The sequence below is a fragment of the Methylocella tundrae genome (assembly GCF_901905185.1).
GTDB lineage: Bacteria > Pseudomonadota > Alphaproteobacteria > Rhizobiales > Beijerinckiaceae > Methylocapsa > Methylocapsa tundrae.
Map to the genome: position 1 here is coordinate 231,293 of NZ_CABFMQ020000076.1, position 21,658 is coordinate 252,950.

The 21,658-nt window shown below is 59.4% G+C and carries 24 protein-coding genes; 22 read left to right on the top strand and 2 right to left on the bottom strand.

Annotation, left to right across the window (positions count from 1 at the left end; genetic code table 11):
* Positions 1-14 precede the first annotated feature (14 nt).
* Positions 15-1,817 (top strand): gamma-glutamyltransferase, encoded by a 1,803-nt coding sequence (ggt, locus tag MPC4_RS08865; RefSeq protein ID WP_174512185.1) that lies wholly within the window; start codon positions 15-17, stop codon positions 1,815-1,817.
* 106 nt (positions 1,818-1,923) lie between these two features.
* Here ggt and MPC4_RS08870 read toward each other — a convergent pair whose 3' ends face one another.
* Positions 1,924-2,352, bottom strand: a complete 429-nt coding sequence (locus MPC4_RS08870) for a lysozyme inhibitor LprI family protein (protein ID WP_174512186.1) — start codon at positions 2,350-2,352, stop codon at positions 1,924-1,926.
* Between the two features lie 136 nt (positions 2,353-2,488).
* On the opposite strand from MPC4_RS08870, the gene motA reads away from it, so the two are divergent.
* From motA to fliF, 18 genes are all read left to right on the top strand, one after another.
* Positions 2,489-3,370, top strand: coding sequence for a flagellar motor stator protein MotA (gene motA, locus MPC4_RS08875; protein WP_134485963.1), 882 nt, complete (start codon positions 2,489-2,491; stop codon positions 3,368-3,370).
* Between the two features lie 6 nt (positions 3,371-3,376).
* The gene (locus tag MPC4_RS08880; RefSeq protein WP_174512188.1) at positions 3,377-4,315 is read left to right on the top strand and encodes a flagellar motor switch protein FliM; all 939 of its coding nucleotides are present in this window, start codon (positions 3,377-3,379) and stop codon (positions 4,313-4,315) included.
* A gap of 123 nt (positions 4,316-4,438) precedes the next feature.
* A complete protein-coding gene (gene fliN / locus MPC4_RS08885) occupies positions 4,439-4,774 on the top strand; it encodes a flagellar motor switch protein FliN (RefSeq protein ID WP_244628913.1) in 336 nt (111 codons plus the stop codon).
* 2 nt (positions 4,775-4,776) lie between these two features.
* Entirely contained in the window at positions 4,777-5,811 is a 1,035-nt protein-coding gene (locus MPC4_RS08890) for a flagellar motor switch protein FliG (RefSeq protein ID WP_134485965.1), read from the top strand.
* A gap of 16 nt (positions 5,812-5,827) precedes the next feature.
* Positions 5,828-6,904 carry an EscU/YscU/HrcU family type III secretion system export apparatus switch protein gene (locus tag MPC4_RS08895; RefSeq protein ID WP_174512189.1) on the top strand — a complete coding sequence of 359 codons (1,077 nt, stop codon included), beginning with the start codon at positions 5,828-5,830 and terminating at the stop codon, positions 6,902-6,904.
* A 41-nt stretch (positions 6,905-6,945) separates the two neighbouring features.
* The gene (locus MPC4_RS08900; RefSeq protein ID WP_174512190.1) at positions 6,946-7,347 is read left to right on the top strand and encodes a hypothetical protein; all 402 of its coding nucleotides are present in this window, start codon (positions 6,946-6,948) and stop codon (positions 7,345-7,347) included.
* Between the two features lie 248 nt (positions 7,348-7,595).
* The gene (gene flgB / locus MPC4_RS08905; protein ID WP_174512191.1) at positions 7,596-7,976 is read left to right on the top strand and encodes a flagellar basal body rod protein FlgB; all 381 of its coding nucleotides are present in this window, start codon (positions 7,596-7,598) and stop codon (positions 7,974-7,976) included.
* Positions 7,977-7,982: 6 nt separating this feature from the next.
* Positions 7,983-8,402: a flagellar basal body rod protein FlgC gene (flgC, locus tag MPC4_RS08910; protein ID WP_174512263.1), complete on the top strand. Its 420-nt coding sequence runs from the start codon at positions 7,983-7,985 to the stop codon at positions 8,400-8,402.
* Positions 8,399-8,713 carry a flagellar hook-basal body complex protein FliE gene (gene fliE, locus MPC4_RS08915; protein WP_134485969.1) on the top strand — a complete coding sequence of 105 codons (315 nt, stop codon included), beginning with the start codon at positions 8,399-8,401 and terminating at the stop codon, positions 8,711-8,713. Before flgC ends, fliE begins: the two co-directional genes overlap by 4 nt.
* 9 nt (positions 8,714-8,722) lie before the next feature.
* Positions 8,723-9,511 (top strand): flagellar basal-body rod protein FlgG, encoded by a 789-nt coding sequence (gene flgG, locus MPC4_RS08920; RefSeq protein WP_174512192.1) that lies wholly within the window; start codon positions 8,723-8,725, stop codon positions 9,509-9,511.
* A 4-nt stretch (positions 9,512-9,515) separates the two neighbouring features.
* Positions 9,516-10,010: a flagellar basal body P-ring formation chaperone FlgA gene (gene flgA, locus MPC4_RS08925; protein ID WP_244628914.1), complete on the top strand. Its 495-nt coding sequence runs from the start codon at positions 9,516-9,518 to the stop codon at positions 10,008-10,010.
* Positions 10,010-11,110 carry a flagellar basal body P-ring protein FlgI gene (flgI, locus tag MPC4_RS08930; protein ID WP_174512193.1) on the top strand — a complete coding sequence of 367 codons (1,101 nt, stop codon included), beginning with the start codon at positions 10,010-10,012 and terminating at the stop codon, positions 11,108-11,110. The genes flgA and flgI overlap by 1 nt, the downstream gene beginning before the upstream one ends.
* Before the next feature lie 100 nt (positions 11,111-11,210).
* Positions 11,211-11,723, top strand: coding sequence for a MotE family protein (locus MPC4_RS08935; protein ID WP_244628915.1), 513 nt, complete (start codon positions 11,211-11,213; stop codon positions 11,721-11,723).
* Positions 11,724-12,425, top strand: coding sequence for a flagellar basal body L-ring protein FlgH (gene flgH, locus MPC4_RS08940; protein ID WP_174512195.1), 702 nt, complete (start codon positions 11,724-11,726; stop codon positions 12,423-12,425).
* A gap of 100 nt (positions 12,426-12,525) precedes the next feature.
* A complete protein-coding gene (locus MPC4_RS08945) occupies positions 12,526-13,059 on the top strand; it encodes a flagellar basal body-associated FliL family protein (protein ID WP_244628916.1) in 534 nt (177 codons plus the stop codon).
* Positions 13,060-13,082: 23 nt separating this feature from the next.
* The gene (gene fliP, locus MPC4_RS08950) at positions 13,083-13,802 is read left to right on the top strand and encodes a flagellar type III secretion system pore protein FliP (protein ID WP_174512265.1); all 720 of its coding nucleotides are present in this window, start codon (positions 13,083-13,085) and stop codon (positions 13,800-13,802) included.
* A 178-nt stretch (positions 13,803-13,980) separates the two neighbouring features.
* Positions 13,981-14,859: a flagellin N-terminal helical domain-containing protein gene (locus tag MPC4_RS08955; protein ID WP_134485974.1), complete on the top strand. Its 879-nt coding sequence runs from the start codon at positions 13,981-13,983 to the stop codon at positions 14,857-14,859.
* Between the two features lie 135 nt (positions 14,860-14,994).
* Positions 14,995-16,641 (top strand): flagellar basal-body MS-ring/collar protein FliF, encoded by a 1,647-nt coding sequence (gene fliF, locus MPC4_RS08960; protein WP_134485975.1) that lies wholly within the window; start codon positions 14,995-14,997, stop codon positions 16,639-16,641.
* Positions 16,642-16,697: 56 nt separating this feature from the next.
* On the opposite strand, the gene MPC4_RS08965 is transcribed toward fliF, so the two are convergent.
* A complete protein-coding gene (locus tag MPC4_RS08965) occupies positions 16,698-17,219 on the bottom strand; it encodes a hypothetical protein (protein ID WP_174512196.1) in 522 nt (173 codons plus the stop codon).
* 68 nt (positions 17,220-17,287) lie between these two features.
* On the opposite strand from MPC4_RS08965, the gene MPC4_RS08970 reads away from it, so the two are divergent.
* From MPC4_RS08970 to fliK, 3 genes are all read left to right on the top strand, one after another.
* Positions 17,288-18,487 carry a MotB family protein gene (locus MPC4_RS08970; protein ID WP_174512197.1) on the top strand — a complete coding sequence of 400 codons (1,200 nt, stop codon included), beginning with the start codon at positions 17,288-17,290 and terminating at the stop codon, positions 18,485-18,487.
* Complete coding sequence (locus MPC4_RS08975) at positions 18,487-19,698, top strand: hypothetical protein (RefSeq protein ID WP_174512198.1); 1,212 nt, start codon at positions 18,487-18,489, stop codon at positions 19,696-19,698. Before MPC4_RS08970 ends, MPC4_RS08975 begins: the two co-directional genes overlap by 1 nt.
* A gap of 671 nt (positions 19,699-20,369) precedes the next feature.
* Positions 20,370-21,611, top strand: a complete 1,242-nt coding sequence (gene fliK, locus MPC4_RS08980) for a flagellar hook-length control protein FliK (RefSeq protein WP_174512199.1) — start codon at positions 20,370-20,372, stop codon at positions 21,609-21,611.
* The last annotated feature ends 47 nt before the right edge of the window (positions 21,612-21,658 follow it).

Consider the following 21,658-nt stretch of genomic DNA (forward strand, 5'->3'; position numbering starts at 1 on the left):
GATTTCCTGATTTGATGGAAACGAAAAGCTCTCTCAAGCGAACTTCAGGCTGCGCCGCGTGGCTTTCTCCAGGCCAGCGCCGCTTCATCGCGACCACATTTGCGGCGCTCGCCCTTATCGCCGCATCACCGACGCTCGCGGATTCGACCTCGCCGGCCTCAACGTCTCCGATCGTTTCGCAAGGCGCGCGATTTCTCCCCGTTCTGGCCGAGCATGGGATGGTGGCCGCGCAGGAAGGAAAGGCGGCGCGGATCGGCGTCGACATTCTCCGCCGTGGCGGCAATGCGGTCGACGCCGCGGTCGCGGTCGGATTCGCGCTCGCCGTCACTTTGCCGCGCGCCGGAAATCTCGGCGGCGGCGGCTTCATGCTGGTGCATCTGGCCGAATCGAAGAAGGATATCGCCATCGACTATCGCGAAGCAGCGCCCGAGGCCACGACGCGCGACGTCTTTCTTGACGCGACTGGCGCTGCGAGCCCGACCAAATCCCGCGATACGGGGCTCGCCGTCGGCGTGCCGGGAACGGTCGCAGGGCTGACGCTCGCTTTCCATCGCTATGGCTCCGGCAAATTGTCGCTTGCCGATATTGTCGCGCCGGCGGTTCGCCTCGCGCGCGAAGGAATCGTGGTGGAAGATGATCTTGCCGACTCGCTGCAGCAAACGCGCCGGCTCGCGCGCTGGCCGTCAAGCGCAAAGATCTTCCTGCATCCCGATGGATTGCCGCTGAGGCGCGGCGAGACCCTGGCCCAGCCCGATCTCGCCAATGTCATCGAGGCGATCGGCGCCGATGGCGAGAGCGCCTTTTACACAGGCGAAGTCGCCGCCAAAATCATCGCCAGCGTTCGGGCTGCAGGCGGCCGCATGACGCTCGACGACCTGAAATCCTATCGCGCCATCGAGCGCGAGCCGGTCCGTGGCCTCTACCGTGGCCATGAAATCATCTCCATGCCGCCGCCTTCGTCCGGCGGCGTCCACGTCATCGAACTTCTTAATATTCTTGAAGGCTTTCCCCTGGCTGACTTCGGCGAGGGATCCGCCGCGACCATCCATGTCCTCGCCGAGGCGATGAAGCTTGCCTACGCCGACCGCGCGAAATACCTCGGCGATCCCGACCAGATCGCCATTCCGGTTCGCGGGCTCATCTCAAAAGCCTATGCGGCTCGGCTGCGCGCCGAGATCTCTCTGGCCCGGGCGCGGCCAGAGAGCGAGATTACGCCGCTTGATCCCGCGCCTTATGAGAGCGATCAGACGACGCATTTTTCGGTCGTTGACGCCGAGGGCAACGCGGTGGCGAATACTTACACGTTGAATTTTTCTTACGGCCTCGGTCTCGTCGCGGAGGGGGCCGGCGTGCTCCTCAATAATGAACTCGACGATTTCGCAGCCAAACCCGGCGCGCCGAACGCTTTTGGCTTGCTCGGCGGCGAAGCGAATGCGCCGGCGCCGCGCAGACGGCCATTGTCTTCCATGGCTCCGACGATGCTCTTTCGCGACGGCGAACTCGAACTCGTCACCGGTTCGCCGGGCGGCTCTCGCATCATCACCATCGTTACGGAAATCATCAGCGACGTCGTTGATTTCAAAATGAACATTGCCGAAGCGACGGCCGCGCCCCGTATTCATCATCAGGGCGTTCCGGACGAACTCGAGGTCGAGCGCGGCGTTTCCATCGACACGATCCGGCTGCTTGAGGCGTTGGGCCAGAACGTCGCGACGCGCGGCGCCTGGGGGTCGGCGGAGAGCATCTTGCGCGCGAAGGGCCTTCTGATGGGAGCAGCAGACCCGCGTCAGCGCGGAACGCTGGCGGTCGGATATTGAAAATTCCGTGAGGAGCGTGAACGAAGGCGTTTTGGCGCGATCTCGACGCCGCTTCTCCGCCAGGGAGGAGAGCAACCTCTCCGATTCATCGAAGATCGTAAAATACTCAACCGCCGTCGCACATGCGGCCATAGGTCAGGCCGAGACTTTTCGCGATTGTCGACGTCAATTCGGCAATGCGCCTGTCATAGGCCAGCTCCAGACAGGCGACGTCGCCCTCGCACGCGTTGCGCGCCTGCGTCACCCAATTGGCCTGCAGATCGCGCTGATTGTCGCGAAACTCGCGATAGGCCATGCCGCTCGAGGCTGGCTCGACGCTAACCAGGATCTGATAATAGGCCGCCATTTTGATATCCTTCGCGCCAAGCGAGGGCTCGCGGCAAATAGCGACCTCCGTCGAGGTCGCCGCTTTCGCACAATCGAAACTCGCGACCTGAGCCGAAGCCGTCAGCGAACCGCCGATCAGCCAGGCCGAAACGAAGACTAACCTGACCGCCGGCATCAGCGCCTCCAGAAGCAAAAGGAATTCAAGCATCGCCGCGTTTTTTGTCTTTTTCTTGCCCCGGCGTTGAAGCGCGCATTTCGATCGAATTGGAGTTGCTGAATTCAGCCTGAAGCAAGGCCGGCCGTTTAATCATTTCCGTAAGGTTGTCGACGGCATGAGGTGGGCCTTGGCGTTTCTAATCGGCATGATTGTCGCACTCGGCTGCATGCTCGGCGGCTTCGCAGGCATGGGCGGCCATCTCGAGGTTATTTTCCAGCCGTGGGAATTCTGCATCATCCTCGGCATTTCCCTCGGCACATTCATCATCGCTAATTCCCTGGCCACGATCAAGGACACTGCGGGCGCGATCGTCGAGGCGATTCTCAATCGGGGTCCGACCCAGCGCGACTATCTCGACGTTCTCGGCGTTCTCTACACGCTTATGCGGGAACTGCGCGGCAAGGCGCGGAGCGAGGTCGAGCAGCATGTCGACAATCCGAACGAATCCGCGATCTTCAAGAATTTCCCGAAGGTCCTCGCCGATGCGAATCTGACGAGCTTCATCTGCGATTATTGCCGCCTGATCATCATCGGCAATGCCCGCACGCATGAAATCGAGGCGCTGATGGATGAGGAGATTCAGACGGTCACGCACGACAAGCTAAAGCCGTACCACGCCCTGACGGCTATCGCCGAAGGCCTGCCGGCGCTAGGCATTGTCGCCGCGGTCCTTGGCGTCGTTCACGCGATGGGCGCGCTGGATCAATCGCCTGAAATTCTCGGCGGCCTCATCGGCGCGTCGCTGGTCGGAACATTCACGGGCATTTTCGTTTCCTATGGGGTTGTCTCTCCCCTTGCGCACAAGGTCAAGGCGACGCGCTCGGTGCGCTGCCGTCTCTACATCATCGTCAAGCAGACTCTCCTCGCTTTCATGAATGGCGCCATGCCGCAGATCGCTCTGGAGCATGGGCGCAAGACGATCGCATCGCATGATCGGCCCTCCATCGACATGGTTGAGAATGAGACCGTTTCCGGCGGACCGAAACCCGTTCAGCAACAGGCGGCCTGATCAACCATGTCGGATATTCACTCCAATAATTCTGTGCTGAACGGGTCGGAGCGGCTGCTTGACGCTCCGGGCATATCGATTGACCGCATGCCCATGCTGCATGTGATCCTCGATCGAATGGCGGCGCAAAGTTCCGAAAATTTGCGTCAGCTTTCCCCGGCTCCGGCCTTCTTTTCGGTCGACGCCATCGCCGCCAAGCGCATGGGAGACGTGCTCGACACTTTCGAAAACAACGTCGTCATAGGCATCTTCCATGTGCAGGCTTGGGATTCGCGCATCCTGATGGGGCTCGATCACAATTTCATCTTCACGTTGGCCGAGGCCCTTTTCGGCGGCGATGGAGGCGAGGCGCCCTTTGGGGAAAGGCGCAAATTGTCAAGCCTTGAACTACGTCTTGCGCAAAAGACTTTCGAACTCCTGGGGCGCGCCCTGCAAAGCTCATTTGCGACGGTGAGCGACACGGTCTTCAAGCTGGAGCGAGTGGAGACGCGGCTGGATTTCGCCGTCATTGCGCCAAGGAACTCGTTCGGCGTCAACGCAAAAGTCAAGCTTCGCATTCTTGGGCGCCATGGCGAGATGTTCATTTTGATCCCGCAAGCGGCGCTGAACTCCGTTCGTCAGCAATTGGGGCGCGATCTCTCAAATGACGCCGCGGTGCGCGACCCGGCATGGACCAGGCAGATTGAGAGCGAAATCGGACGCACGGAGGTCGCCGTCAAGGGCGTGATCGAAGAGCGTCACTTTGTCCTCGCGGATATCGCCGACTTGAAAGTTGGAGGCATTCTCCAGCTTCAGGCGACTACCAGGACGCGCATCAGGCTGGAGTGCAATGCCGAGCCTCTTTTCTGGTGCAATCTCGGGCAGGGCGAAGGCTTCTACACGCTACGCATTGATGAATCCGTGAGCCAGGAGCAGGAATTCATCGATGACGTTCTATCGCGATAGATCGTGCGGAGCGGCTTCAAAATTGGGCGCGCCGTCTTTCCTGCGTCAACGCAAATAGCTGGTTCGCAGCATGAATACAGATGACAAAACTCTATCCGGTCATTGAAAGGGAAACTCGGAATCATGTCAGACGTTGATGTTAGAGCGACAAATTTGGGCGAGCGCCTCGACGCGGACTCGCTGACGCAATCAAATGGAGGACGTAATCTCGACACGATCCTTCGTATTCCGGTTGTGGTTCAGGTGGTGTTGGGCTCAGCCGTGATGCCGGTTTCAAATCTGCTCAAACTCGGACGTGGAGCTGTCATACCGCTTGATCATCGGGTTGGAGAGCCGGTTGATGTCGTCGTGAACGGCCGCATCATCGCGCGAGGGGAAATCGTGGTGGTGGAAGACGACAATTCGCGCTTTGGCGTATCGCTGACTGAGATCGTCGGCCCCGCTGGAGCTGTCGACTAGAGATGGCGGCCTCTATCGCCCAGGCGAGTGGCGTGAGCCAGAGGTTTCTGCGTGGGCCCGAAAGGGTCGCCGCCCTGCTGCTGGCTATGGGAAAGCCGCTTGCAAGCCGTCTCTTGAAACATTTCGACGTCGACGAATTGAAGCAGATCACGCGTTCAGTTGCCGAGCTTGGCGTCGTTCCCGCGCCGACGCTGGAATTGCTTGTCGAAGATTTCGCAAGTCAGTTCGCCAATGGAGTGGATCTTCTCGGTTCGCCAAACGAGGTTGAACAAATGCTCGACGGCGTCCTGTCGCCGGAGCAAATTGCCGATGTGATGTCGGATGTCACCGGCAATTCGAATGAAGCGATGTGGGAGCGGCTCTCAAACGTCCCCGAGGGAACCCTGGGCGCTTATCTCGCCAAGGAACATCCGCAGGCCGCGGCGCTCATTTTGTCGAAGGTGACTCCGGTCTGTGCAGCCAAGGTGATGGGCCAGTTCCCGCGCGATCTACGCAATGAGATGATGCGTCGAATGCTGAGCATAGGGCAGGTTACGGAAGCCGCGGTCCGCATCATTCAGGGCCAGTTGCAAGAAGACCTTCTCTCCAACCTGTCCCGTCAGAACGGCAGTGAGCAGAATGTCAGAATAGCGAATATTATCAATAAGATGGAACGTGACCAAATGGAAGACGTGATGCAGAGCCTCGCGGCGGCGCGGCCGAAGGCGGCGGAGGTCCTGCGCGGCCTTATGTTCACCTTCGACGACATCATCAAGCTGCAGCCAAAGGCGCGCAGCGTCCTCTTCGACAAAATTCCGACAGAGTTGGTGGTCCTTGCCCTGAAGGGCACAGACGCCGGCTTTCGCGATTCGATCCTGTCTTCGCTCGCTGCGCGCGCGCGCCGGATCGTCGATAGCGAATTGGCCAATGGCGGTCCCGCCCTTCAGCGCGACGTTCTCAAGGCGCGCCGCATGATCGCCGACACCGCCCTCGAATTATCGAGCAATGGTGAGATCGAGTTGAATTCGTCCGAGGATGAAGATGAACTCTATGAGTAGCCGGGAATAGGCATTTATGGCGGAGGAGAAGGAAAGCCGCACAGAAGAGCCGACGGAAAAGAAGCTCGCGGACGAGATGGAGCGCGGCAATGTTCCGTTCTCCAAAGAAGCCTCGATCTTCGCCTCGATCTCGTCCATGCTGATTATTGGCGCGTTCTTCGCGAAGGAATTCGTCGCTTCGATGACGGAATTGCTGCAGCGGTTGCTGGACGACGCGGGCGCGGTGTCGCTCCGCAATGGCTTCGACGCTGTCGCCCTGCTTGAAGTGGTCGGGTGGAGCGCTTGCAAGCTTATGATCACGCCTTTGGTTATATTCTGTGCGGCGGGCGTCTTAGCCTCACTGATTCAGAATGCGCCGCGCTTCGCCTTCGATCGGATACAACCCAATTTCCAACGCATCTCCTTAGGCGCCGGATGGCAGCGATTATGCAGCGCCCGTGGGCAAGTGGAATTTCTCAAGGGCGTCTTCAAATTGAGCTCCATCTCTGTTGTCGCGTTCACCGTTTTGCATTGGCAGGAGAATCATTTGGTCGATGCGATGGCGGTCGAGCCGGAAGCAATTCCGGAATTGATTCTTTCGATTGCGATGCGGCTTTTGTCCGTCGTGTGCGTCGTGACGGTTGTTCTACTTGCCGCAGATCTTGTCTGGGCGCGCACGCACTGGCGACGCGAACTGCGCATGAGCAAGCAGGAGATCAAGGATGAGATGAAGCAAAACGAGGGCGACCCCTTGAAGAAGGCGCGATTGCGCTCGCTGGCGCAGGATCGTTTGCGCAAGAGCATGATCGCGGCTGTGCCAAGGGCCACTCTCGTCATCGCAAATCCAACGCATTACGCGATCGCGCTTCGCTACGTTAAGGAAGAGGGCGGCGCGCCTATGGTGCTATCGAAAGGGCAGGATCTCATCGCCCTCAAGATTCGCGAGATTGCGGAACAGCACTCGATTCCGGTCATCGAAGATAAGCTGCTTGCGAGATCCATGTATGATAGCGTCGAGGTCGATCGGGCGATCCCGCCGGAGTTCTATAAGGCCGTGGCGGAGCTCATTCATTTTCTGTATTCTAAGAGCGCGAACACGGCCGCCATAAAGTGAAGGTCGCTCCCATGTTATCTCGGCGCCGCGATGAGGCTGACTTGAGGGCGAGGATTCTCCGCGACGCCATTGAACCGGTCGCCGAGGAGCTGCAGCTTATAGACGTCGCTGACTACATTGCCTGCATCCGCTTTGAGCAATTCGCAAATATCCAGGACATCGTGAATTCTTCGATTGAGCTCTTCTTCCGCGCGGAGACCCTCCACTATGCGTGGGCGGCGGAGTATGAACTGGATTGGGGCGGCGCTCCGGAGATCACCATCGCCATGGAATTTCGACATCGCGACGTATGGATCGTGTTCAGGCTCGTTCTCGCCGGCGATAAGACCCGAGTCTCGATTGAACATTTTGAAGCGACCCAGTCCTCAGGCGATCTGATGCAGGACACGTCCCAAATGATCGAGGCGCTGACCGACGCGCGTGTTCTCTCAGGCGCCGGATAGATAATCACGGCCGACGCGCGCCGCCGATTCTTCCATTTTGAAGACAGGCATTTGATCGTTGGCTTTCGGTGATGCTTTAGCGTCCGAAAAGCGGCGAGTCCCGGTTAGATGATGCGTGAGATCCAACGATTGGCTGTGCCCATGCTCTTTGTATGGCGCCAACCGTGTTGGCGGCATCTGGGTCAGCCTGGTGCAAGGCGTTTCCTCTAAAACCAGTGTTTGAGCGAACGCTTTATTAGGAGGCCGTCGTGGGTCAGATCCACCTTCTCGATCTCGCTTCGCAGCAGGCGCGCTGGTTAACTGTGCGTCAAGCCGCGGTTGCAACCAACGTCGCGAATGCGAATACGCCGGGCTTTACGGCTGGAGATGTTGTTCCCTTCGAAGACGTTTTCAACGACTCTTCGATCCGCATGGTGGCGACGAACCCGGGTCATATTGGCGTGGATCCCTTGGGGCCCGATCAGATCGCAACCAAGGACGCCGCGGCATGGGAGACCACGCATTCTGGAAATTCAGTCAGCGTTGAGAACGAGATGATGAAGGCGGGCGAGGTCAATCGTTCGTTCTCGCTCAACACGAGCATCGTCAAAGCTTTCAACCAAATGCTTATGGCGAGCGTCAAAGGATAGGAAATGATCGATCCACTTGATGCATCTCTCAGAATTGCCGGTTCCGGCCTTGAAGCGCAATCCGCGCGATTGCGGGTTGTCGCCGAAAATCTTGCCAATGCGCAATCGACGGGATCGACGCCTGGGGCTGATCCTTATGCGCGCAAGACCATTACATTTGCCAGCGAGATGGATCGCGTGTCTGGCGTAGAGCTGGTGCACGTCAGCGCCATCGGCGTCGACAAGGCGCCTTTCCGGGTCGAGCAGGATCCCGGAAACCCCGCCGCGGATTCAAAGGGGTTTGTCAAACTTCCGAATGTCAACATGGTCATGGAAATGGCCGACATGCGCGAAGCAAATCGCTCTTACGAAGCCAATTTGCAAATCGTCAAACAGACAAGGGATCTTTCTTCAATGTCCATCGATCTTTTGAGGAATTCATCATGATTGCCGCTCTTTCGCTTCTTGGCTCTGTTCTTGGCTCCAGTGCTACGACCGCATCGCCTTCTATCTCCGCAACGCTCACCCCGGCAGGGGGCAGCGCGGATTTCGGCCAGGTCATGGCGGACGTGTCCGCCCGGGCCGTCAATGATCTGAAGAGCGGCGAAGCGACTGCGATCTCCGCGCTTCAGGGCAAGGCATCGGTTCAGCAAGTTGTGGAGTCGGTGATGGGCGCAGAACAATCGCTCAACACGGCAATCGCAATTCGGGACAAAGTCGTCTCGGCCTATCAGTCACTGTCTCAAATGGCGATCTAAGGAGAGGAAATGAAAGCGCTTTCCATTGCCGCCACGGGCATGGCCGCCCAAGATCTCAATGTTGCGGTCATAGCCAACAATATAGCGAACATCAACACCACGGGATTCAAACGCGCGCGCGCCGAATTTACGGATCTGCTTTACCAGGCCGAGCGTCTGCAGGGCGTATCAAGCCGCGGCCAGAGCAGCACAATTCCAGAAGGCGCACAACTCGGTCTCGGAGTGCGCACAGCATCGATCCGCAATCTTCATATCCAAGGCGCATTAACCAATACCGGAAACCAGTTCGACATGGCGCTCAACGGGCGCGGCTGGTTTCAAGTGACTGACGCGAATGGCGGCATCGTTTACACTAGGGATGGCGCTTTCAATACAAACGGCACAGGGCAGATCGTCACGGCGGATGGATATGTCGTCAGTCCTGCGATGACAGTTCCGACCAATGCTCTCAGCGTGACCGTAAGCCAGTCTGGAATTGTTTCGGCGACAGTTGCGGGGCAGACTGCTCCGCAGCAACTCGGTCAGATTACCATCGCGAATTTTGCGAATGACGCCGGGCTGACGCCTCTTGGGAACAATCTGTATCTCCAAACGGAGGCGTCGGGCCCGCCGGTGGTTGGCATTCCCGGCGATCCGGGCTTTGCGACGGTGAGCCAAGGATATCTTGAGAGCTCGAACGTCGATCCCGTCAAGGAGATCACGGATCTGATCTCTGCGCAGCGCGCCTATGAAATGAATTCGAAGGTGATCCAGGCCGCCTCCGACATGGAGAGCACGGTTTCAAAGAACATGGGGTAAGGACATGATCGGGATGCTCAGGGGCACTCTCGGGGGCGCAACGGCATACGCCACCTGCCTCATCGTAATTCTCGGATCTTGCGCGCTGCCGCCGGCGTTCGCATCCGAGTCGAATGTGTTGCCTGTCCCCGCCATTACGATCTATCCGGGCGATGCGATCAAAGACAATTGGCTGGTTGATCGCGACTTTGGCCTGACCTCTGCGGTGAGAGCCAATGTGATAGTCAGCCGTGACTTGCTCGTTGGGAAAATTGCGCGAAGAACCTTGCTGCCCGGTGCGCCGGTGCCTTCGAATGCGGTGTCGGCGCCGAAGATTGTAGCGAACGGCGCGAAAGTCAGGATTGTGTTCGCAGAGGGCGGCCTGACAATTGCGACCTATGGCGCGGCGCTTCAGGACGGCAGCGTTGGCGACATCATATCCTTGCGCAATCTCGAGACGGGGTTGACGGTCTCGGGAATTGTACAGGCCGATGGCACTATTCTTTTGAGCGGCGGCTGATGCTTCGCACATTTCTGATTCTTCTTTTCAGCGCAATCGTGGCTGTCTCTGCCGAGGCGTCGGTACGCATCAAGGACATCGTCACCTTGCAAGGCGTCCGCGACAATCAGCTTGTCGGCTACGGGCTCGTTGTCGGGCTTCAGGGCAGCGGCGACACGCTAACGAATTCGACCTTCACGCAACAGGCGCTGCAGTCGATGCTTGACCGCATGGGAATCAATGTTCGCGCCCTTGCGTTGCGCACGCGGAACGTCGCAGCAGTCCTTGTGACGGCCGATCTGCCCCCCTTCATCCAGCCCGGATCGCGCATGGACGTCACGGTGTCTTCTCTCGGTGACGCGACGTCCCTTTACGGCGGAACTTTGATCCTGACGTCGCTATTGGGCGTCGACGGCCAAACATACGCGATTGCGCAGGGACAAGTCGCTGTCGCTGGTTTCGTCGTCCAAGGGCAGGCCGAGACGATCACTCAAAATGTCGCGACGGCTGGGCATATCCCCAATGGCGCTTTGGTTGAGCGAGAAGTGCCAGGCGGGCTGAGGGATGTCGGACCGCTCGCCCTCGTCTTGAAGAATCCAGATTTCAATACGTCGACATTGATAGCTGATGCGATCAACCGATTTGGAGTTCGTCGATATGGCGTCCGTCTTGCGCGCGAAAGCGATCTGAATTCTGTCGCCCTGATGAAGCCCGCGAATGTGGGGACGACCCGCTTCATGGCTGAAATTGGCGATCTTCTGGTGCAGCCCGACGCGCCTGCCCGCGTCGTCATCGACTCGCGCAGCGGCACGATCGTCATCGGGCAGGATGTCCAGGTCTCGACCGTCGCGGTGACGCATGGCAATCTCAACGTCCGCGTCGTCGAGACGCCTGAAGTCTCACAGCCCGCCCCGTTCTCGAACGGTCGGACGGTGGTCGTTCCACGCACCGACATCGACACAAATCAGCGGGGTGGACATATCGGCATAGTGCGAGGCGCAAGCTTGCGAGAGCTTGTATCCGGACTCAATCGCATTGGCCTGAAGCCAATGGGCATCATTGCCATTCTTCAGGCGATCAAGGCCGCGGGGGCTCTGCACGCCGATCTCGTCGTTCAATGATCGGAGGAGGCCGTCGTGGCCAGCCCTGCGCAAGTCAATTCAAAGATGATTAGGCAGCGCGCTGGAGACGACGCAGATGATATGTAGAGTTTCGCGTTCCGTGATCGGCTTGATAATTTACACGGCGATCGCTGTCGCCATGCCGGATCCTGGCCGCAGCCTTGAGCAGAAGAAATCTGATCCGGCGAGAGGCGCGGAAGCGAAGCCGCCACAATCCGACGTTCAGCAATTCTGTTTCAATAACGCTGGCGTCATTGGCGATGCGCGAATCGCCTGGCAGACCGCCAGGCTTTCTGAACTTGCGGCACAGATAGGTGCGCGTCTGGCTGAGCTGGAGGCTAAGAGGGCCGAATATGAAGCATGGCTTCATAAGCGGGACGACATGCTGAAACAGGCGACGGAAGGCGTCGTGATGATTTACGCAAGGATGCAGCCCGACGCGGCGGCTCTTCAACTTGCGGCTATGGACGATTCAATCGCCGCGGCGATCCTGGCGAAGCTTCCGGCGCGAGCCGCGAGCGCTATCCTCGATGAAATGGAGGCGGGCCGCGCCGCGCGGCTCACACGTTCGATGGCGGGTTCCGACTCCGCGCTGGATGGAAAAAAGTCCTAGATGAGATACGTGGCTCTTGTCCTTTTCGTACTATCGCTTTGCGGCTGCGCCGGCGATGTCAGGGAGATTGGAAGGGAGCCTTCCATGAGCCCCGTCGGCACAGGCCTCATCGCCGATGTTCAGCCGACCGCGAGCGCGCTTTTCTTGCCGGCGGGCAAGAGCAATTCGCAATCAATCTGGAGCGGGGGGCGCGCCGATATTTTCAGCGATCCAAGAGCAGCCAAGATAGGCGATGTAGTGACCGTCAATATCGCGATCAACGACCGCGCGACATTCGGCAACGCGACGGACCGTTCGCTTGATTCGAAAGTCAACGCAAATTTCGATTGGAAGCTCGGCGTCAACAGTAAAATAAGTGAATTCAACCCGCAACTGACATCCGAGTCCATGTCGTCGACACAAGGGCAGGGAACCACTGACCGCTCGGAGAAGATTCAACTGTCGGTCGCCGCCGTCGTCACGGACGTCTTGCCGAATGGCAATCTGATTGTCAGCGGTTCGCAAGAGGTGCGCGTCAACTTCGAGCTGCGTTTGTTGAACGTCGCAGGAATCGTACGGCCGCGCGACATATCGAGAGATAATACGATTTCCTACGACAAGGTCGCTGAGGCGAGAATTTCCTACGGCGGCAGGGGCCGGATCATGGAGGTGCAGCAGCCGGCCTGGGGTCAGCAGCTTTATGATTGGTTCAAGCCATTTTGAGGTCGCCAAACTGGAGAGGCCGCAGGCGAATGAGGCAATATCACACGCGAAGAGTCCATGAGCTCGCCGGCCAATTGTCCGCGGGGCCGAAGGCCGCGGTGTGGACGGTGGGATCGGCTCTGCGATGACGATGGGCGACGATTTTGAACAATTACCGGGTCCGCCAGCCCCGGCCGGCCCATCGATCGCGGTTTTCGCCGGCGCAATGGTGGGGCTTACGCTCATCGCTGTTGCGTCGGGCGGCGTGCTTGGGCTGCGCATCGCGGCAGTCAAAAGGGCTGAGATTCAGGCCAGCACTGATGCGTCGCCGCCGCCGAAGGTCATCGCTCCCTACGCGGCTGATACGAATTTGCGCGACCTGCCCCCTATCATCGCAAATCTCGCGGATCCGCCCGACGCCTGGGTCCGCCTCCAGGCGACGCTCGTCCTTGATGGCGCGTCAACGCCGAAGCCGGAAATCGTCGCGGCTGAGATCGCCGAGGACATTCTGGGCTTTATGCGCACCGTTACTCTGGCGCAGATCGCGGGCGCGAGTGGTCTGCAGCATTTGCGCGAAGACCTAAACGAGCGCGCCGCCATTCGTTCGAATGGCCGAGTGCGCGAACTCATCCTCCAAACCTTGGTGGTGCAGTGAAAAGATCCTCCACCGGCATTCTGATGCTCGCGTCGGCCGCGGCGCTTTGGGCCAGCTCCGCGTCGGCGCAGACGCCGGACCTCAATGCGCTGATCCCGCCGGGCGGAGGCTCTGCCGCCGGCCGCATCATTCAGATCGTCGCTCTATTGACAGTTCTTTCTGTCGCGCCTGGTCTGCTCATCATGACCACAAGCTTCACGCGCTTCGTCGTAGCTCTGTCGTTTCTCCGTTCCGGCATTGGCCTGCAAAGTACGCCCGCCAATCTCATTCTCATCAGCCTTTCTCTCTTCATGACCTTTTACGTTATGGCGCCGACGTTTGAACGCGCCTGGGACGGGGGCGTAAAGCCTCTCATGGATAACAGCATCACGGAGCAGGAGGCTTTCGGCAAAATTGTCGAGCCGTTTCGCGACTTCATGATGTCGCAGGTCCGCGACAAGGATCTGAAGCTTTTCGAAGATCTCGCCAGGGAAAATTTCAAGACCAAGGACGAATCGCCGGGCGAAATCCGCACCCTGATCCCGGCCTTTATGATTTCGGAGCTACGCCGCGGATTCGAGATCGGATTTCTGATTGCCTTGCCGTTTCTTGTCATCGATATGATTGTATCGACTTTGACGATGTCGATGGGCATGATGATGCTGCCGCCCTCCGTCATTGCCCTTCCTATCAAGATTTTGTTTTTCATCCTTATCGACGGCTGGAATCTTCTGATCGGAAGCCTCGTCCGATCCTATATGTGAGCGCCGGAGTCGAAAGCGCCAGATATCGACGATAGAATTAAGCTTTGCGCAAGTTTGATGCGCTAACACAAAAAGACGACAGGTTGGATCCTCGAAATATCTAAAGGCATCATGCCGCCCTGTCGTACCGGCGCAAATCCGGTATGTCCCCAGCTGAAACGAACTCAAGGGACATTCCATGTCGAGCCTTTTGACCAATACCTCCGCCATGACTGCGCTTGCCTCACTGACGCAGACGCAGAACAACCTTAGCAAGACTGAGAGCCAGATCTCGACAGGTCTTCGCATTTCGAGCGCGTCCGACAACCCCGCCTATTGGTCGATCGCGACCAAAATGAGCTCCAACGTCGGCGCCCTCGGCGCCGTCAACGACGCGCTGAGCGAGAGCTCCGCATTGGTGTCCACCATGAGTTCGGCGCTGAACAGCACGATCTCGGTGGTCACCGCGATCAAGAACGACCTCACGACCGCATCGAACGCCGGCGCTGATCTGAGCAAGATCCAAACAGACATCGCGGCGCAGCAGGCGTCTTTGCTGAGCATTGGAAGTTCGGCCAATTTCAACGGCTTGAACTTCCTCGAAACGACGGGCGGCACAGTCAATCTGGTCGCATCCTATGATTCGACCAACGGCGTCAGTTTCCTCAGCGTGGATACGAGCCAGACAGCCCTGTTCAACGCGACGACGGGGGCGACGACCGGAATACTTGGAGCGAGCGGCGCGAACTACACCACAGCGTCGATCTTGTCCTTGAACATTACCACGGCGACCGCCGGCGATCTCTCCAACATGCTGAAGGATGTGGAGAAGGCGATCAGCTCGATCACGACCGCGGCGAGCACGCTTGGCGCGACGACTACCAACCTCTCGACACAGCAGACCTACATCTCGAACCTGAGCGACTCTCTCACCACCGGCGTCGGCTCTCTTGTCGACGCCAATATGAACGAGGCGGCGACGAAATTGGCCGCTCTCCAGGTGCAGCAGCAACTCGGCATTCAGGCGCTCAGCATCTCGAATTCCAATTCGCAGCTGATCCTGAAACTCTTCCAGTAAAACCGGCCGGTTGATAACTTCGGCCTCGATTAAGCAGGGCCGCGCTCGCGGGGGCGCGGCCCTTTGTGTGCAACCTCCGGGCAAGCTTGCCCGCCTAGATTTGGTCTGTCGATAGAGCAGCTGATCGAGGCGGGGATGGTCGGACAGAAACAAATCGAACGCATCTGGGCCAATTTGCTCAAGCTTGGTTCACGCCGGCTCATTGCGTTGGCCATGATCGGCGTTTCGGTTTTTGCGATGACAGGGCTCGCAGGCTATTTTCTAAGCCGTCCCGCGCTCGAGGTCCTCTATGCCGGACTCGACAGGCAGGATGTGAGCCGGATTGGCGCGGCCCTTAAGGAGGCCGACATCGCCTTCGACGTCAATTCGGATGGAAACACGGTCCTCGTCCGTTATGGCGAGACCGCGCGCGCGCGAATGTTGCTCGCCGAGAAGGGTCTGCCGAACAGCCCCAACGCCGGCAATGAATTGTTTGATAAGCTTGGTTCGCTCGGCCTCACCTCCTTCATGCAGGAGGTGACGCGGGTTAGAGCGCTTGAGGGCGAGCTGGCGCGGACGATCCAGTTGATGCGTGGCGTGAAGGCGGCTCGCGTTCATGTCGTCATGCCGGATCAAGGTTCTTTCAGACGCACGCGCGAGCCGCCGTCAGCGTCGGTCGTGATCCGGACGGAAATGGCGGACGACGTCTCCGCCGCCAAATCCATCCGCCATCTCGTGGCCTCGGCGGTGCCCGGAATGACCATGGAGGAGGTCACGGTTCTGAATACAGAAGGCGTGCTTCTGGCGTCTGGTAATGATCTCGCAGATTCCGCGCCAGGCGGCATGCTGACGCTGGAGCGGACGGTGTCGCAGGAAATCCTCGACAATATCCGCAAGACGCTGACGCCCTACCTTGGCCTGCGGAATTTTCAGATCAGCGTTGCGGCGCGGCTGAACACGGATAAGAGGCAGACCAGCGAGACGATCTTCAATCCAGACTCGCGAGTGGAGCGATCGGTGAAGATTACCAAGCAAAATCAGACGTCGCAAAACAGCGTCAGTCAATCGCCGGCGACGGTTGAGCGCAATCTGCCGCAGGAGACGGTGAAGCCTGATGACGGCAAACAGTCGAGTGAAGAAAGCAAGAAAAGCGAAGAGCTGACCAACTACGAAGTCTCGTCTAAGACGATCAGCACGACGAGCGGGGGCTATGGCGTCGACAATATATCCGTGGCCGTCCTTATCAATCGGGCGAGCCTTCTGGCGTCTCTCGGCGGCAAGGCGACGCCTGAGGCGATCCAAAAGCAACTGAACGACCTTGAGCAATTGGTCGCCTCGGCGGCCGGCGCGCACAAGGAGCGAGGCGACAATATCAAGATCTCGGCGGTCGATTTCATCGACGCCGATCGCGACCTTGCACCGCAGCCGCCGCCGGCGGTCGCTGAAATGTTGCTTCGGCAATCGGGGAACGTCTTGAACGCGGTGACGATTCTCGTCGTCACTCTCCTTCTCATCTGGTTCGGGCTGCGGCCCGCGGCGCGGGCGATACTTGCCGCGCCGGCCGTTGTCGCGGGATCGGCCGAGACGGTCGCGCTGGAGAATTTCTCCGCTTTGGATGGTCACGATGAGACCGGCCTGCAACTTGGAGGGTGGGGGCCTCCAGGGGAGGTCAATCTGATCGAGGACCTTACCAACAATCCGCGCCGTTCGCCGCAAAAGCGTCTTGAGCAAATAGTCGAGTTCGATGAGGAGCAGGCGGCGGCCATTCTGAAGCAGTGGATGCATCAGGGAGACTACGCATGACGCCGCGACCGGTCGCGCTTTACCTTGGGCGTTTTGGCGACCATGAGCGCCCGGATTCAGCGCGGGAGAAGCTGTTCGAATTGGACGATGTCGAGGAGCCTGTCGAGGAGCCGGCCGCTGCCTCGCGCGATGATGAGCAGCGCGCTCGTGAAAAGGCTCGTGATGAAGGCTACGCTGAGGGATTTGCCGCGGCTAGCCATGAGCAGGAAGAGATGCGTCGCGCCGAACATCTCGCCTTCGAGCAGCGGATTGTCAAGGAACGCGACAGATGGACCAAAGATGAAGGCGCCAGACTTGGCGCCAAGATGGAGGCGGCTCTTGCGGAAATCGAGACGAGAATAGGTGCGAGCGCAGCGCGGATCCTGCGTCCATTTCTCGTAAGGCAAGCCGGTCGGAAAGCAATTGATGAATTGGCTGAAAGCCTCATGCAAATGCTCAGTGGAAGCCGGAACCCGCTTGTCGAGATCAATGGTCCGGAGGATCTCCTCGCCGCGCTTCAGACCAAATTGGCGGGATCGGCGGCGTGCGCCGTCTGGACGCCCGGTCCAACGATGGACGTTCGAATCATCGCGGATCAAACCCTGATCGAATCGCGGATCCAGGCTTGGATCCAGCGAATTGAGGCATCGCCAGAGTGAGCTAACCCGTGGCCAGTAAAGAAGACCAGGAAATCGTCATTATAAAAAGGCATGCCGCTCAAGAAGACGGTCATCACGGCGGCGCCTGGAAAATCGCCTTCGCGGATTTTATGACCGCGATGATGGCCTTGTTCCTCGTCCTGTGGCTGATCAGCTCGACCAGCGACAAGACGAAGCACGCGGTCGCGCAATATTTCAATCCGGTCAAGCTCGTTGACGTCACGACTCTCAAGAAGGGATTTCGTGATCCAAAGAACACCGAGATGGGCGCGGGACCAAAGAGCAGCGAATCGAAGATTGAAGCTGACACGGACCAGAACCTCGCTGAGACCAAGGAAGTCGCTGTTCAACCCGGAGCCAAATTGCCGACGCATTCTGAGTCGGCGCTGTTTCGCGATCCTTATGCCGTCCTTGCCGAGATCGCCGGGCAAGCCCGCGTCGACGAGACGCCGAAGCCGACGTCCGGGCCCGCGCCGACCGCCGCGGCTGAGTCGGCCCCAGACACGCTCGATAGCTTCAGTGACCCCTTCACCACCATTCCGCATGTTGCCGAGCCTGCCGCGCTATCACAGGCCGCGGTGGCGCCGATTGCAGCGCAAGCCGCCACAGCCGGTCAAGGCGAACATAGCCATCCCCCCGCGCATGATGCGACTGCGGCGCGGCCAAATGCGGAGGTCAGGACGCATGGTTCCGGGCCGGCCGCGGGCCCGGACAGCGTCGCGGAAACGCCCCAGCTCAATGATGCGGACGCGGCAAAACTGAAAGCCGACGTTATGGCGCTGGCAAAGCAGGAGGGTCGATCACCGGCCGGCCCGCATATCGAAGTCCAGAGCACAGGCGAAGGGCTTCTCATCAGTCTCACAGACGACAGAAATTTCGCGATGTTCGCCATCGGTTCAGCTGAGCCGCAATCGAAAACCATCGAAGTCATGGCGAAGATCGCCGAACTGTTGAAGACGCGCGCCGGAGCCATCGTGGTTCGCGGACATACTGACGCCCGCCCATTCAAATCGGCGACTTATGACAATTGGCGGCTCTCCACCGCGCGCGCGCACATGGCTCATTACATGCTGGTTCGCGGCGGTCTCGACGACAAGCGCATCGAGAAGATCGAAGGCTACGCGGACCGTCGATTGAAGATCGCCGCCGATCCGATGGCCGCCGCCAATCGACGCATCGAAATTCTGCTGCGAAAGGACAAACCGTGATGGAAGCGCCGAGATTGTTGCTTGGTCTCGCGTTGACGTGCATCTTTAACGCCACGGCCTTCGCGCAGCGGGCGGAAGATCCGCAGACTGATCAGCGCAAAGGGCAGCCGTTTGAGATCGCGCGATCAATGGAGGCGACGCAAGACGAGATCGTTTTGGGAAGCGTCGACGCGCGGAGCAGGCTGCCGAAATTGATTGGGCAGATCGCCGAGCGCCTTCTCGCAGCGGAGCCTTCCCTCTGGCGGGATGCGCGCAACGACCACGCAGCGGTGATCTACACGCTCAGCGGGGGGCAGCCCCGCGTGATCAGAAAAGTCCTTCAGCTCGGCAACGCCTCCGAGACGGAGAGGAATCTGATGACAGGAGCCCTGGCTTATGTCGAAGGACAGCAGGCCAAGGCAAAGCAGATCCTCATGGCCATCGATGCGATGGCGTTGGCGCCTTCTGTCGGCGGATATGTCGCGCTCGCCCAATCGGCGCTGATCGCCAAGGAGAATCCGGCTCGCGCCATGAGCTTGCTCGACCAGGCGCGCGTTCTTGCCCCCGGCACGCTGGTCGAAGAGGCGGCTCTGCGTCGCTCGGCGTTTCTTGCTGACGAGATGACCGACCTTGGCCGATTTGTGACATCGTCGAGCCAATATTTTCGCCGATATGCGAGATCTGTCTACGCCGATAATTTCCGTCGTCGTTTCGCGGAGTCGGTGGCGCATTTCGGCTTGACCAGCGACGCGGCTCAGCGCGCGAAACTGACTAATCTGCTGCGCGAACTCGATAGCGAGGAACAGCTTAAACTCTATCTGCTTACGGCCCAATCCGGCATATTGAAGGGCAAGATAGAGCCTGCTCGCTACGCCGCGGAACAAGCCATGCGTTTATCCGAGGAAACCGGTCTCGAGAAGGACCGCGCGAAACTTTACGAAGCGGCGACGAAGATATTGCTGAGGTCTCCCGAAGCGGGGCTTCGCGAGGTCGCAGAAATCGATGAAAGGCATTTGCAACAGCGCGATGTGGAGCTCAAGGAAGTTGTCACAAAAACGGGCGCGGAAATTCAAAAGACGGCGGACGATGCGCAACGCCCGAGTGATGCAGGATCTGCAGAACCACAATCGTCCTCAAATGGCAATGACGGCCCGTCGCCGTCCGCGCTCATCGAGTCCGCGCAAATGGCGCTTAGCCAGACTGACGCTCTTTTGACAAGGGCTGGACCATGAACCTCATCGATGGATTGATACGAGGCCGAACCGTCATTCCGGATTCGTCGAGCACGGCGAAATCAGGGGGCGGCGGCGACGCAGTTTCAAATGCGGCGCCGGGCGCGGTTTTCGGCGATGTATTGTCCGAGATGTCGAAACGCGATGGCGGCCTCGGTGGGTCTTCGGCGTCTTCGACAAGTCAAGCGATCGCGACATCAACATCGACTCGTCAATCGGCCAGCGCAAAGATCGGCGTCGTCACGGTCAGCGAAAGCAGGCTGCGCCCATCGGATGGAAACGGAACTAATGGCGCCGTCGCAGACGCGGCGGCGCTTAACGCTCAGGCTGCCGATTCGGGATCGCCATATGCCGCGCCCGGCATCGCGCCGACTGCCGGCGGACAGCCCGTCCCTCACGCCGACGACAGCGGTGATCAGGCGCCACGGCGACCGCCTTACATCCCTCAGACTGACGTTGCCGCAAGCTCAGGCTCCCTCAATCGCCACGCGGCCAGCGGGGTTGACGATAAGGCGGCTGTTGAAGCCGTCAAGTCAACAGAAGCGGTCGCGATAACGGACGGCCGCCCGGCCGCGCTGGACACGCGGCTAGAGCCGCGCTCCAGAACGTCTGAAGGGGCTACGAAACACGCTGGCGCGCCATTAAGGAAGCGGGATGGCGACGGGACGAGCTTGGTCTCTTCGAGCCTTGCGGGCGCCAGCAGCGATGTTTGGAGCGGTCAGATCGCGAACATTCCCATCAACAACGGGGCGTCGGCCGCCGCGCCATGGTCCGGGATCGCGCCCTATCAGCGGTCTATCGACGCGATGCCGGTCGCTCCTTCGATTCAACCATCGCTGGGCCGCGGTGACGCCGACGTACCCCGTGTTCCGAAGCCGGCGGCCGCGGGCGCCATTACCCTCAGATCGAGCATGGATCTGGCCGCGGCGCAGCGATCTGCGGCGGCTGTGGCGATGAAATCACCTTCGAGCCCTTTGCGCGCCCCGGCGTCATCGGGACGCGCTGTGGCGACGTTCGAAGAAACCGAGGCGGCGCCTTTCCAGGCCACTGCGCTTGGCGAGAGGGCGGCAGCGATGCCGACGTCAAATCTTCCGAGCGCGCCGCAGCCGCAGGGCCGTCAGGCGACGCCCGGGCTTAGCGCGCCGCCGGGCAACGCTCCCTCCGGTATGCCTGCGACTGACTTGACGCCAACTCCTGAGGAATCATCCGCGTCATTTTCTAAAATCGCAGCGGCGTCGCCCCGCGCCGGTCAATCCACGGGGTTTCCAGAGCGTGGCCAGATCAAGGTTGCGGTTCTTGATAGGCAATCGCACTTTCCGCCTACCGCCGGGTTCTCGCCGATCCATCAAATCGCCGATCGAATCGCGCCGGAGGCCGCCTCGCTTGTTTCGTCTCTCGGAGAAGCAGCCGAGCCCGGCGCCTCGTCGGGCGCTTCACCGGCGGCCGGCGTATCGGACGCCACGCAGTCAAAGGTTTTGCCTACTGTGATGAAGAGTTTGAATCTGCAACTCGAACCAGAAACCCTGGGCGCCGTCACGATCAGGATGCGGCTTTCGGGCTCTCGTCTTGAGGTGCAGGTTGAGCCGGCTCGCGCTGACACTATGCGTCTCATCAGTGATGACAAGGATCGTCTCGCCGAGAAACTGCGCTCGTCCGCTTATACATTGGATGGCGTCGTCGTGAAGCTCGCCGGACAGCAGAGCCCGCACTTGCAGCAAGGGGCCGACCCGACCACCTCGTCGGACACCCAACGCAATGTCCCCACATCATGGAGGCCATCGCAACAAGGAGGTTGGAGCGCCGATGATCAATCGGGAGCGCAAAGAGAGAGCGCATCGTCTCAACAGCGCGCGAGAGACGAGTCTGAGGATAGGTCTTCCGGCGTTAATAGCGGTGGCGCTGTCTATCTTTGAGGGCCTCAGCTTTGGCGCGAAACACGCTTGGGCGCACCCGGATTCAA

Coding starts and splice junctions, on each gene's coding strand:
- ggt (WP_174512185.1), top strand. CDS start 15: ATGGAAACGAAAAGCTCTCTCAAGCGAACTTCAGGCTGCGCCGCGTGG.
- MPC4_RS08870 (WP_174512186.1), bottom strand. CDS start 2,352: ATGCTTGAATTCCTTTTGCTTCTGGAGGCGCTGATGCCGGCGGTCAGG.
- MPC4_RS08880 (WP_174512188.1), top strand. CDS start 3,377: ATGTCGGATATTCACTCCAATAATTCTGTGCTGAACGGGTCGGAGCGG.
- fliN (WP_244628913.1), top strand. CDS start 4,439: ATGTCAGACGTTGATGTTAGAGCGACAAATTTGGGCGAGCGCCTCGAC.
- MPC4_RS08890 (WP_134485965.1), top strand. CDS start 4,777: ATGGCGGCCTCTATCGCCCAGGCGAGTGGCGTGAGCCAGAGGTTTCTG.
- MPC4_RS08895 (WP_174512189.1), top strand. CDS start 5,828: ATGGCGGAGGAGAAGGAAAGCCGCACAGAAGAGCCGACGGAAAAGAAG.
- fliE (WP_134485969.1), top strand. CDS start 8,399: ATGATTGCCGCTCTTTCGCTTCTTGGCTCTGTTCTTGGCTCCAGTGCT.
- flgG (WP_174512192.1), top strand. CDS start 8,723: ATGAAAGCGCTTTCCATTGCCGCCACGGGCATGGCCGCCCAAGATCTC.
- flgA (WP_244628914.1), top strand. CDS start 9,516: ATGATCGGGATGCTCAGGGGCACTCTCGGGGGCGCAACGGCATACGCC.
- flgI (WP_174512193.1), top strand. CDS start 10,010: ATGCTTCGCACATTTCTGATTCTTCTTTTCAGCGCAATCGTGGCTGTC.
- flgH (WP_174512195.1), top strand. CDS start 11,724: ATGAGATACGTGGCTCTTGTCCTTTTCGTACTATCGCTTTGCGGCTGC.
- fliP (WP_174512265.1), top strand. CDS start 13,083: ATGCTCGCGTCGGCCGCGGCGCTTTGGGCCAGCTCCGCGTCGGCGCAG.
- MPC4_RS08955 (WP_134485974.1), top strand. CDS start 13,981: ATGTCGAGCCTTTTGACCAATACCTCCGCCATGACTGCGCTTGCCTCA.
- fliF (WP_134485975.1), top strand. CDS start 14,995: ATGGTCGGACAGAAACAAATCGAACGCATCTGGGCCAATTTGCTCAAG.
- MPC4_RS08975 (WP_174512198.1), top strand. CDS start 18,487: ATGGAAGCGCCGAGATTGTTGCTTGGTCTCGCGTTGACGTGCATCTTT.